Annotated in this window: 3 protein-coding genes; 1 reads left to right on the top strand and 2 read right to left on the bottom strand. The window is 55.8% G+C overall.

The window, feature by feature from the left end:
• Positions 1-225: 225 nt before the first annotated feature.
• Together AAH187_RS00270 and AAH187_RS00265 are read right to left on the bottom strand one after the other, a co-directional pair.
• The gene (locus tag AAH187_RS00270) at positions 226-597 is read right to left on the bottom strand and encodes a PepSY domain-containing protein (RefSeq protein WP_342346425.1); all 372 of its coding nucleotides are present in this window, start codon (positions 595-597) and stop codon (positions 226-228) included.
• A 445-nt stretch (positions 598-1,042) separates the two neighbouring features.
• Positions 1,043-3,535, bottom strand: coding sequence for a heavy metal translocating P-type ATPase (locus AAH187_RS00265; RefSeq protein ID WP_342346424.1), 2,493 nt, complete (start codon positions 3,533-3,535; stop codon positions 1,043-1,045).
• A 498-nt stretch (positions 3,536-4,033) separates the two neighbouring features.
• Between AAH187_RS00265 and AAH187_RS00260 the strand changes: the two genes are divergently transcribed.
• On the top strand, positions 4,034-12,787 hold the full coding sequence (locus tag AAH187_RS00260; protein ID WP_342346423.1) for a glucoamylase family protein: 8,754 nt from the start codon (positions 4,034-4,036) through the stop codon (positions 12,785-12,787).
• Positions 12,788-13,667 lie beyond the last annotated feature (880 nt).

Genomic DNA, 13,667 nt, shown 5'->3' with positions numbered 1-13,667 from the left:
ACGAATGGTATCAGGTGATCGTGTTTGCCGGTGAAAGAAGACCGGTTGTTAAAACCGGCATTTTTCTACATGCCTAGCCCATGCGGGCGTTCATCCGAGATAGTTAAAAAAAAATCGTCGGGTCACAGTCTTCCCTGTCCACGATTCTGAACTATTTGACTATCGTTTTCCAACATGATTTCGAACCTGGATCATTTCTTCGCCCTGTGAACCTTGGAACATCATTTAATCGTGCGAGGCTTTTTCTTTTTCATGATGGCGACTCTTTTCTTGCTTTGGCTTTTCCTCAATCTGGACAAATTGTCCCGTTTGGACATCAACGAATACTTCTTTCAATTCCCCTGTGGCCGTCACGACTTTCACTTCCCATACGATCTTGCCTTCCTCTTTTTCCAGTTCGGCTTCGATGACCGTTCCCGGCATTTTTTCCTTCACAACCTTGATGGCTTCTTCAATCGATACTTTGGTCGTGGTGGCTAACTCCACCATTTCCTTTTCTTTGTCTCCTTTTTCCTTTTTGGCTTCGCTGTCATTGGGCAGGCTGACAAGCAGAAGACCTAAGAACATCGTTAGGGCCAGGACTGGAACGTTATGCATAGACTTCTCCTCTCAGGTAAATGGATGAAATGGTCAAAACCATAAGCCGTTTATAAGTAGGTTGAGCGAAATCATATCACCCTATCCTGTTCATGAGCCCTGGCCAATGCAACATTGGTTCCAGAGCATTTCATCAATGGGCTATGCGGATAAGGATCGAAATGCCTCGGAAATGATTATTTCCCTTGTGAAGACACATTGAGCTATGACCGATTATCGGACAGAAGACTGTGTGGAAACCAGACGGTGGTTGATTATCTTCACCGCACGATTGTGAACAAATGGATGTTCAACCATATTCGTCCAGTAAGGCCGAACTGTGCGAGGTCCCGGAGACAGGCTAAGCACTGGGCATTGTTTCAAAGTGTGCTGCCGGCTCGACTGTGGACGTTTGGCAAAGTCACGACTCAATCTTCGGCAGGATCCGGCCAGGTTCAGGATCGTGTTAGAGTTTGACTGATCGTAATCGGAGGGCATTGGTAATGACCGAGACCGAGCTAAAGGTCATCGCGGTAGCGGCTATCATCGGACTCAAGAGTATGCCGAATGCCGGATAGAGAATGCCGGCGGCAATCGGCACTCCGATGGCATTGTAGAAAAAGGCAAAGAAGAGATTTTGCCGGATGTTGCGCATGGTGGCCTGGCTGAGCCGACGGGCTCGGGCAATGCCTCGAAGATCACCTTTGACCAGGGTGACTCCGGCACTTTCCATGGCCACATCTGTGCCGGTCCCCATGGCAATGCCGACATGGGCTTGAGCGAGAGCGGGTGCGTCATTGATGCCGTCTCCTGCCATGGCCACGACTTTTCCTTTTGCCTGGAGTTGTTGAATGATTCGGCTTTTCTCCTCGGGCAACACTTCCGCTTTCACCTCATCGATGCCCAGCTTCTGTGCGACCGCCTGCGCTGTTTGCTGATGGTCGCCGGACACCATGACCACTTGAATCCCTTCTTCATGCAACAGGCGAATGGCTTCCGACGTTGATGGTTTAATCGGGTCGGCGACTCCGATGAGGCCGGCGATCCGATTAGCAATGGCCACAAACATAACGGTTTGGCCGTCACGGCGCAGGTCCTCGGCTTTCTCCGCTAACGGTCCGAAGGCCTCGTGACTCACGTGGGACTCTTCTTTCAAAAACTTCCGTGTTCCGAGTGCCATCTTGTTTCCCTGAACGGTTCCGGTCACGCCTTTTCCGGTTTTGGACTGAAAATCCTGAGTCTTCCATAACTCCAGCCCTTTGTCTTTTGCCCCGTTCACAATGGCCGAGGCCAGCGGATGTTCGCTGTTTCGTTCCAGGCTGGCAACCAATTGCAACAGGTCATCTTCCCTCATATCGGAAAGAGACACGACCGACATCAGTTTGGGTTTGCCTTCCGTGAGGGTTCCCGTTTTATCGACGACGAGGGTATCCACTTTCTCTAATTGTTCCAGGGCTTCTGCATGTTTCATCAGGACGCCGGCTGTGGCTCCTCGTCCGGTTCCCACCATAATGGACATGGGGGTGGCGAGACCCAACGCGCAGGGGCAGGCAATAATGAGGACGGCGACCGCATTGACCAGGGCGTGAGCCATACGAGGCTCCGGACCGAAAAAAGCCCAGATCAAGAAGGTCAGTACCGCAATTCCTACGACAATCGGGACAAAATAGCCGGCTACCTGGTCGGCCATCCGTTGAATGGGCGCCCGGCTGCGTTGGGCTTCGCTCACCATGCGAACAATCTGCGCCAGCACGGTATCCCGGCCGACTCGTTCAACTTGCATCACCAACGTTCCCGTGCCATTGACAGTTCCCCCGGTGACCTGAGCCTCTGCCTCTTTTTCCACCGGGATCGATTCTCCGGTAATCATGGATTCATCTACAGCACTTTGCCCTTCAAGGATGACTCCGTCGATCGGAATTTTCTCTCCGGGGCGGATACGAAGCTTGTCTCCCGGCTGCACTGCTTCCACGAGGACATCTTCCTCCTCACCATTCTCGCGAATGCGCCTGGTAGTTTTTGGGGCCAGGCCAAGCAGGGCTTTAATGGCGCTGCCTGTCTGGCTGCGTGCCCGTAATTCCAGGATTTGGCCCAAGAGTACGAGGACGGTGATGACGGCAGCCGCTTCAAAATACACGGCGACTTCTCCACCTTCTCCCCGGAAGGAATCAGGGAAGAGGTGAGGAGCCACTGTGGCCACGGCGCTATAGACATAGGCCGTACCGGTTCCCAATGCAATTAATGTAAACATGTTCAAACTGCGGTTGACGAGCGAAGCCCATCCGCGCTGGAAGAAGGGCCATCCACACCATACAACCACCGGCGTCGCCAATATCCATTGCACCCATGCATTGACCGACGGCGAGAGAATTTGCTGGACGGGTTGGCCGGGAATCATTTCGGACATGGCAAGGAGAAATACCGGGAAGGCCAACACGAGACCAATCCAGAATCGGCGCATCATGTCTTGGAGTTCGGGATTTTCTTCTTCTTCAAGTGTGATTTCCCTCGGTTCGAGGGCCATGCCACATTTCGGACAAGACCCTGGTTGGTCCTGTACCACTTCCGGATGCATGGGACAGACATATTCCGTTTTAGTCGCCGGGGCGACGGCGATGTCCGGCTCAAGCGCCATGCCGCATTTCGGACAAGCCGCCGGTTTGGCAGATTCCACACCAGGACACATCGGGCAAATATATTTGGCGCCCGGCTTCGCATTGTCCGTATCCATCGATTGCTGGTGTTTTCCGGTGAGATAGCCATCCGGATCATGGCTGAATTTGTCCTGGCAACGGGGATTGCAGAAGTAATACATGGTGCCCGCATGCTCGAATTTTCCTGCTGCGGTAAGCGGATCCACCATCATGCCGCAGACAGGGTCTTTCACCTGCTCTACCTTCGCCATGCTTAATTCCCGTCGCCGGGGCTTATCTTTGGGAGTAGGAGAGTCGTGTTCCATTGTTATGGTCCTTGTCATCAAGAGAAGAAAGTAAGTAGGTCATCCGGCCCGAGGTGGAAATTCTCAGTGGCATACGATAGGGCCTTTCGGCTCGGTCGGCGCTCAAAGATGAACTTGTTGATTCAGTATAGTGAAATACCTTTGTCATGGGGAAGCCAACCCGAAGTTCGAGTCATAGAAATTGTCAACAGTTTTTCCACCCGCTCTAATGCTATCGCGTTCCCTATATCCGTACATGAATATAGTGTTAACATGGCTTAAGCTGACAGGAGCGTGAGTTTAAAGCTTGAACAATCCGCAGTTGAACGGTCTGAGACGTGTGCGGGGCTCAATCAAATTCGAGCAAGCTCTAAACCTTTGTTCTTGAGTGCCAGCAAAAAGCTGTGCTCCCGCACTGTCCGTTTTTACCCTGTTAATCTCAATCCCAGCCAAGACAATGTAAACATTGGCCATCGACAGGTCACTGGCTGACGTGTTGAAAACACGTAGCATGACATTTTGGCACACACAGGTCATAAGGCCGGTACTGCGCGAACAACCCAAAGTTCGAGCGAGGAGAATGTCATCGTCATTAAAAATTTCGGAAAAAAATTCGGATTTTTATTACCCGCACTGAATGCGTTGCGTGACGCCGGGGATACAGAGTTGCTGCGCTCGGAGCTGTTCAGCATCGAGCAATTGAAACGTCATGCGGTCACGCTAGCCGGTCAGCATAAAATCGATCCGCACCCCGGGCCGGACAGATTATTACCGCGGCTGGCGGACAATGAGCGCGTGTTGCTGGCGGCGTATGATCTTGTGACAGCCGCCGTGACGCCCGGACAACGGATCGTTCCGGCAGAGGCATGGTTGCTTGATAATTTTTACCTTATCGAGCAGCAGATCGTTCTGGCACGTCGGCATCTGCCGCGAGGGTACAGCCGGCAGTTACCGCGACTGGCTGATGGCCCGTCAGCCGGTTTTCCCAGAATCTATGACCTGGCGTTGGAGTTGATCTCTCATATGGACGGTCGTGTCGACAGCGACAATGCCATCCATATCGTCGCCGCCTACCAGACCGTTGAACCGTTAAAACTGGGCGAATTGTGGGCATTCCCGATTATGCTGCAGTTGGCGCTCCTGGAAAACCTTCGTCGCGTGGGGTTGCGTATTGCCCGTCGGCGCGAGGAGCGCGACGCGGCTATCAGTTGGGCAGACCGCATGCATGCGATGGCTGAAGAAGAACCGAAACAGCTGGTTCAGTTGCTCGCCGAGTTCGCCAATGCCGATGTGCCGTTGACCGCACCGTTTGTGGAGGAATTTTACGCAAGACTCCAGGCTCAGGGGCCGGCTATGGCGTTCATTCAAACCTGGGTCGAACATAAATTACTCGAACAAGGGGTGACGGCGACGCAGTTGTCGGAGGCGGCAGGCCGAACGGCCGCGACCAATCAGATCTCCATCGCCAACAGTATCGGGAGTCTGCGTTTCATCGGAGCAATGGACTGGAAGAATTACGTCGAGTCGCTCAGTGTCGTCGAACAGATATTGTGTGAAGACCCGACGGGAATGTACACCAACCAGGATTTCGCGACCCGCGACCGGTATCGGCATGTCATCGAAGATGTGGCGAGAGGCAGTTCGTGCAGTGAATGGGCGGTGGCACGCCAAGCCATTGAGCTTGCGCAGACTGCTGCAGAGCGAATGGGTTCCAACGACCGTGCGTCTCATGTCGGATACTACCTGATCGATCACGGACGCGACGTACTGGAACGTGGGGTGAACTGCCGTGTGTCGTGGAAATTGCGGTTCAGCCGGGCGAGTCGGCCTTTTCGCCTGACCCTGTATCTCGGACCCATCCTGTTGCTCACTGCCCTGGCGACATCGGTCGTGCTGTTCGCTTTCGAGGGGTTCGGGCCGGATGATTGGCGGTTCTGGTTTTTGGGGATAACCGGGATGATGGGTGTCTCGGCGCTGGCCGTCTCGTTGGTGAATCTGGTGGTCACGCTGACCTTGGCGCCTCGGGCGTTACCACGCTTGGATTTCTCAGGGCGTATTCCATCCGTTCACCGCACGATGGTTGTTGTTCCCACCTTGCTGAGCAGGTCCCAAGAGATTGATGATCTTCTCGAAGCTCTGGAGATCCGATATCTGGGGAATCGCGATCCCAATCTTTTCTTTGCCTTGCTGACGGATTTTCGTGACGCGCCTGAGCGTATGCTGCCGGATGATGACGCCTTGCTCGCCCGGGCTTCCGCAGGTGTCCAGGCGCTCAATGAGACCTACCGCGAGGACCGCCCGTGCATCTTCTATCTGTTTCACCGGCCTCGGATGTGGAATCCATACGAAAAAGTGTGGATGGGGTATGAGCGCAAACGCGGCAAGCTGGAGCAGTTCAACGCCGTGCTGCGGGGAGAGGGGCAAACGGCCTTCTCGAATATTGTCGGTGATTCATCCCTTCTCAGTTCAATCAAATATGTCATCACGTTGGATACCGATACGCAACTACCCCGTGACACGGCACGCACCTTGATCGGCAACATGGCTCATCCTCTCAATCGGCCGGTATACGATCCCGACCAGGGACGTATCATCGAAGGCTACGCCATTCTTCAACCACGCACGTCAATCAGCCTGATCAGTGCCGGTCAATCACGGTTTACGAAACTGTTCGCAGGTGAATCAGGCGTCGATCCTTATACGCGCGAGGTCTCGGATGTGTATCAGGATATTTTCGGTGAGGGGTCGTTCATCGGTAAAGGCATTTACGATGTGGATGCGTTTCGCCAGGCCGTCGATGGACGCTTTCCGGAGAACCTCATTCTCAGTCATGACTTGCTGGAAAGCGGGTATGCACGTTCAGCACTGGTCACCGATGTCGATATCATTGAAGAGCATCCGGCCAGTTACGCCATAGAGTCTAGCCGGCGACATCGGTGGATACGCGGTGACTGGCAACTTGCCGGCTGGCTGCTCCCGCATGTGCCTGGACCGCCATGGCCCAATGGATCGAAGGCGCAACGGCCACCGAACCCGCTGACAGCCTTGTCGGTGTGGAAAATATTTGACAATCTTCGACGCAGCCTTGTGTCCCCCTCACTGCTGGCCTTGCTGGTCGGTGGTTGGCTGTTTGGTCCGGGATCGGCATGGGTCTGGACTCTGTTGGTCGGGGGGGTGGTATTTTTGCCCATCGTGCTCGGAGCCATGATCGATTTCATCCGGAAACCTGAAGAGCGGGATTGGCTGGTGCACCTCATCCTCAAAAGCAAATCCACAGGCCATCCGTTCATGCTCGCGGTGCTCACCGTGGTTTTGTTGCCCTACGAGACGCTGATTAGCCTGAATGCGATTCTGCGCTCGGGGGTGCGGATGCTGTTCACGAGACGGGGATTGTTACTCTGGCATATGCGATCCTATGTCCGTCGCAATGCACGACGGACATTGCGTGATTTTTTTATGGAGATGTGGATCGGGCCTGCTCTGGCGGTGGTCCTGATCTTTGCCTTAGGGGTCAGCCGGCCGGATGAGTGGCTTTTCTGTGCGCCCGTGTTGTTGCTTTGGCTGGGGTCGCCAGTCATCGGCTGGTGGATCAGTCTGCCCCTTGTGGTTCCCGTCCCGGACTTGACCGTTGAGCAACGGGCCTTCCTTCGGGCCTCGGCCCGGCGAACGTGGCGTTTCTTCGCGAAGTTCGTCAGTCCGGAGGACAACTGGCTGCCACCCGATAATTTCCAGGAATATCCGGCTTCGGGCATCGCCTCCCGCACCTCGCCGACAAACATCGGCATGTCGCTACTGGCGAACTTGTCTGCCTACGATTTCGGGTACCTTTCCGCCGGAGAATTTCTGCGGCGTACGGATCACACCTTGGCGACGATGGAAAAGCTGGAACGCTACCGCGGCCATTTATATAACTGGTACGACACACGCACGCTGAAACCGCTTCGTCCGCTCTATGTCTCGTCGGTGGACAGCGGAAACCTGGCCGGCAGTTTGCTCACTTTGCAAGCGGGTTTGGCCGAGTTGAAAGATCAGCCGGTGCTGTCCTCGTGCCCGTTTCGTGGCCTGCAGGACACCTTACAGGTCCTTGCCGAACACGTGCCCTCGAGACCAGCCCCGGACCTTTCGAAGAAGATCAAGGCTCTTCAGGACAATCTTCATACACTCACATTGAACGGGGAGCCACAGACATTGGCGGCTGCCGATCGGCTGCTGGAAGAGATTCACCGCACTGCCGGGGACCTGGTGGCCTGGCTCCCGGCGGATAGCGATATCGATGGCGAACTGTATCAGTGGGCGCAGGCATTCGATCAGCAATCCTGCGCACTGCGAGATGACCTGAGATGGTTGGTGCCCGAGCCGCGGCACTTCACTACCATCCCGACACTGGCGGAACTGGCCAGAAAGCCGGGCGTGGGGACGGAAGGGCTGTCTTCAGCCGGGGTGGGCGTATCCGCGCATACGAGTGCGGTGGAACGGATGAGAATCATCGACGATCTGGTTGATCGTTGCCGCGAATTGGCGGTGATGGACTTTGAGTTTCTTTATGATACGTCCTGCGGTCTGCTGACCATTGGATACGATGTGGGGGAACGGCGCCGTGATCCGTCCTGTTACGATTTGCTGGCATCAGAAGCACGCCTGGCAAGTTTTCTGCTTATCGCCCAGGGACAAGTCCCGCAAAAGCATTGGTTCTCACTCGGGCGTCAGCTGACCAGTTATGGCGGCGCCGTGAGTTTAATTTCGTGGAGCGGCTCGATGTTCGAGTATCTCATGCCGCAACTGATTATGCCGAGTTACCAGAACACCTTGTTGGAGGAGACCTGCAGGGCTGCGGTGTCGCGCCAGATCGAATACGGCCGACAACGAGCGGTGCCCTGGGGCATATCCGAATCCTGCTATAACGCCACCGATATGCACCACGTCTATCAATACCGGGCGTTTGGCGTTCCCGGGCTGGGCTTTAAGCGGGGACTGGGAGACGATCTGGTCATCGCGCCGTACGCCAGCGCGCTGGCGCTCATAGTGATGCCGAGAGAAGCCTGTCGCAACTTACAGACCATGGCGACCAATGGATTCTGTGGCGTCTACGGATTCTACGAGGCGGTGGATTACACGCCCTCACGCGTGCCTCGAGGGAAGAATCACGCCATCGTGCGCACATTCATGGCGCATCATCAAGGCATGAGCCTGTTGGCTTTTGCGCATGTCTTGCTCAATCAACCGATGCAGCGCCGTTTCATGTCTGCTCCACAGATACGGGCGACGGAATTGTTGCTGCAGGAGCGTGTGCCGAAGAAGGGAGCGACGTTGCATCCGCATGCGGCTGAAGTGAGCGCCGCCGCGCGGCCTGCTGCTGCGGAAGGTGGGGCAATCATGCGCGTGTTTCTCGACCCGAACACGCCGATACCTGAAGTGCATCTGTTGTCCAATGGCAGGTACCACCTCATGGCGACTCATGCCGGTGGCGGGTACAGTCGCTGGCGTGACCTGGCCGTGACCCGTTGGCGCGAGGACGTCACGTCCGATTGTTGGGGCACATTCATCTACTTGCGTGACCGCGACTCGGGACGGTACTGGTCAACGGCGCATCAACCGACTTTGCGCAAGGCCGATCACTATGAAGCAATTTTTGTGCAGGGGCGCGCCGAATATCGGCGGCGTGACCAGGGGATTGAGGCGCACACGGAGATCAGCGTGTCACCTGAAGACGATGTTGAAATCCGACGCGTCACGCTCACTAATCTGTCGACTCGTATCCGTCATATCGAGGTGACGAGTTATGCGGAGGTCGTCCTGGCGCCATTGAATGCCGACCTGGCCCATCGATCATTCAGCAACCTGTTCGTGCAAACTGAAATCCTGCCGGACCGTCAGGCGATCCTCTGCCGGCGGCGTGCCCGCACTCCTGGGGAGGCGATGCCGTGGATGTTTCACCTGTTGGCCGCGCCCGGGGCTGTGGCCGACGAGCCGTCATACGAGACCGACCGCGCTAAATTTGTCGGGCGGGGGCGAACGGCGGCCAACCCGGTTGCCCTGGAAAGTCGCGAAAGTCCGTCGATGTTGTCGAACACAGATGGGTCGGTGCTGGATCCTATCGTGGCCATCCGCCGTACCATCACGTTGTTACCTGACGAATCCGCGACCGTCCAGATCATCTCCGGTGTCGCAGAAACCCGTGAGGTCGCATTGGCGTTGCTTGAGAAGTATTGTGACCGGCACTTCGTTGAGCGTGCCTTTGAAATGGCATGGTTCCAGAGTCAGGAGGTTTTGCGTCACCTCAACGCCACCGAATCGGAGGCTCAGGTCTATGGACGCCTGGCCACCTCCGTCATTTTCGCCAATGGCTTGCACCGTGCTGCACCGAGCGTCATTGCCCGCAACCAGCTTGGTCAGTCAGGGCTTTGGCGTTTTGTCGTCTCGGGCGATTTGCCGATCGTCCTGCTCCGTATCGGTGACCGGAACCGCATTGACCTGGTCAAACAGGTCCTGCAAGCTCATGGGTATTGGAGGATGAAGGGTTTGATTGCGGATTTGGTGATCGTGAATGAGGATTTCTCTGGCTATCGGGCGGTGCTGCAAGATCAGATCATGGGGTTAATCAATGCGGGTCCCGAAGCGCAAATTATTGACAGACCGGGTGGGGTCTTTGTGCGACGTGCCGAAGAATTGTCCGAGGAGGATCGGGTCTTGTTCCAGACAGTCGCCCGCGTCGTGCTGACCGATAGCGCCGAAACATTACTCGAACAGGTGGAGCGCCTCGTCCCGGTCGTGCGTCTGCCGGACCGTTTGGAGTCATTGCGGCAACCGGCAGTCATAGCGGCCCAACCATTGGCGGCCCGTGAACAAATTTTTTGTAACGGTCTGGGTGGGTTCACGCCCGATGGGCGCGAATATGTCGTCACTCTTGAACCTGGTGAATATACGCCGGCGCCCTGGGCAAATGTCATCGCCAGCCCACACATTGGCACGGTCGTCAGCGAGAGCGGGAGCGCGTATACCTGGGTGGAAAACGCGCACGAGTTCAGGCTGACCACATGGCACAATGACCCGCTGAGCGACAGGAGCGGCGAGGCGCTCTACATTCGCGATGAGGAAACCGGTGCGTTCTGGTCGCCGACGCCATTGCCCGCATCCGGTCGGTCCGGCTATGTGTGTCGGCACGGGTTCGGGTACAGCGTGTTCGAGCATCACGAAGCCGGCATCGCCTCGGAACTGTTCACCTATGTCGCCATGGACGCACCGGTGAAGTTTGTGGTGATCAAGCTGCGCAACCATTCGAAGGGGCCGCGTCGATTGTCGCTGACCGGGTATTGGGAGTTGGTACTCGGAGAGTGGCGCCACACCAATATGATGCACATTGTGACCGAGACGGATCCACACAGCGGGGCCCTGTTTGCCCGCAATCCGTATGGCCGCGAATGTGCCAATCGAATGGTCTTTGTTCAGGTCAGCGAGCGAGAGCGCACGGTGACGGGAAACCGTACAGAGTTCATTGGCCGCAATGGCTCCCTGGCCAGCCCGGCCGCAATGCGCCTCAAGCGTTTATCCGGTAAAACCGGCGCGGGTCTTGATCCCTGCGCGGCCATACAGACCTCGATCGAACTGGCCGAGGGGCAGGAGCGGGAGATCGTGTTCATCTTTGGCGCAGCCCGCAACACCGATGAGGCGCAATATTTTATCGAACGATTCGGCGGACCGGCTGGTGCACGTTGGGCCTTGGAAGCGGTGTGGGACCACTGGAACCGGACTCTGGGAGCGGTGCATGTGGAGACGCCGGATCGAGCGTTGGACGTGTTGGCCAACGGTTGGTTGGTCTACCAGACTTTGTCCTGCCGCCTCTGGGGACGAAGCGGGTATTATCAGTCCGGTGGGGCCTACGGTTTCCGTGATCAATTGCAAGACACCATGGCGCTCATTCATGCCACGCCCTGGCTTGCCCGGGAGCAGTTGCTTCGTTGTGCCGAGCGTCAATTCCGCAAGGGTGACGTACAACATTGGTGGCATCCGCCCAATGGACAAGGCGTACGGACGCATTTCTCCGATGATTATCTGTGGCTTCCGTATGCCGCCTGCCGGTATGTTCTGGCCACCGGCGATACGGGAATCCTCGACGAGTCGGTCCATTTCCTTGAGGGCCGTGAGTTGAATCCGGAAGAGGAGGCATACTACGACCAGCCGCAACGTTCGACTGAAGTGGCCAGCCTCTATGAACATTGCGTGCGGTCAATCAAACATGGATTACGTTTCGGTGAACATCAATTACCCCTCATGGGCTGTGGAGATTGGAACGACGGGATGAATCTCGTCGGTCGTGATGGCAAGGGTGAGAGTGTGTGGCTGGCATGGTTCCTGTACGAAAACCTTCAGCTGTTTGCAGCCCTGGCTCGTCGTCGAGGTGACGAGGCGTTTGCCGAAATGTGCACCGGGCAGGCTTCGCTGCTGCGCGACAACATTGAGGCCAGTGCCTGGGATGGCGAATGGTATCGGCGGGCGTATTTCGATAATGGCACCCCCCTGGGCTCGTCCGAGAATGCCGAATGCCAGATTGATTCGATCAGCCAGAGTTGGGCGGTCATTTCGGGTGGCGGCGATCCCAATCGAGCCCGTCAGGCGATGGAGGCGGTGGACACACGCCTGGTGCGACGCGAGGCTCAACTCATTCAACTCCTTGCTCCGCCATTCGATACCTCAGATCTGGAACCGGGTTATATCAAAGGCTATGTGCCCGGCGTCCGCGAAAATGGTGGCCAATACACCCATGCCGCCATTTGGACGACAACGGCGTTTGCCATGTTGGGTGACAGGGAGCGGGCGTGGGAATTGTTCAACATGCTCAATCCCATCAATCACGGGAGTCAACCGGATGATATTGAACGCTATAAGGTCGAGCCCTACGTCATGTGCGCGGATATTTACGGTGCGCCGCCACACACCAGCCGGGGGGGCTGGACGTGGTACACCGGAGCGGCAGGCTGGATGTACCGACTGGCTGTGGAAACGCTTCTTGGCCTGCATCTGGAAGTGGATCATCTGTGCATGCGACCGTGTATACCAGGCTATTGGGAGTCGTACAAAGTTCACTATCGCTTTCGCGAGACCGTCTATCACATCACCTTTAAGCGCGTTGGTGAAAAGCCGAACCAGGTGAGCCGTTTAACGATGGACGGTGTCGAGATCGATGGAGTGGGCCTAGATGCGAAAGGGCGACCGCAAGGCAGTATCCACCTGGTGGACGACCGCCGGGATCACTACGTTGAGGTGGATTTGAGCTAAAGGGGAGGTATCTCCGCCCTTCTACTCTTATTGAAAGCCCTCCAGGACAAAGGACAAAAATGGCTATTGCGCCAGGCTTGTGGGGCGGTCTATTTCGTAGCTTGGCGGCCTCTATGGATTTGGGCAAGTGTTTCAGCTGGGTAAATATCCAGGGTGTCCAATAAAAAAATAATTACCTCTTAGTCAAAATCATGCCCCTAGATTAAAGGTGTGGGGCAAAGGTTGGGAGACTTTTCAAGCTATGGTGTCGGGCAAGGGAAAGCACCTTGTCCGAGTCGTATTGACAACACGATTAGCGGCTAGCCCCGGCAGGCTGTTGCCGAGTTCCTGCGCTTTTACCCATCTTGCGGCATTCCTCCGCGCATTGACGGCAGGCTTCCGCACATCTTCGGCAATGTTCATTGTCATGTTTTTCGCATTCCGCAGCGCAGGCGTCACAAATGGTGGCACAGATACCGCAGAGCTCGGCACTAAATTCCGAATCTCTGCTCATGAATGCCGTACAGGACCAGCAGACATCCGCGCAATCGATACAGAGGCGGGCGCAATCAGGCATATCGCCCAAGCATTGATTTGCGCAACACTCGCATTCCCGGGCACAGCGCACACAAGCATCTACACAGGACTGATGTTGATGAGCCATCGTGAAATCCTCCATCTGTGAGGGCTGCACACACAATTCAGCGCAGCACTAAGAATGAATAAGACCAAGCAACTCTTTCAGTACCTTAAATGGGGAACTATCCTGAAGAAACTGTCCAAAACCCTTGAGTGTAAATAGGGACAGGGAATTTTTGAAATGTAAATATGTTGGGAGGGGAAATGTTGGATGAGGCCTGGTCTAGACCAGAGATAAAATGGTTCTCAGTAAGGACGCTTC

It is taken from the genome of uncultured Nitrospira sp., assembly GCA_902500695.1.
GTDB lineage: Bacteria > Nitrospirota > Nitrospiria > Nitrospirales > UBA8639 > Nitrospira_E.
This window is presented reverse-complemented; position numbering and strand designations above follow the sequence as displayed.

Bases quoted from the DNA above. Each gene is read 5' to 3' on its own strand.
- AAH187_RS00270 (WP_342346425.1), bottom strand. From the start codon at position 597: ATGCATAACGTTCCAGTCCTGGCCCTAACGATGTTCTTAGGTCTTCTG.
- AAH187_RS00265 (WP_342346424.1), bottom strand. From the start codon at position 3,535: ATGGAACACGACTCTCCTACTCCCAAAGATAAGCCCCGGCGACGGGAA.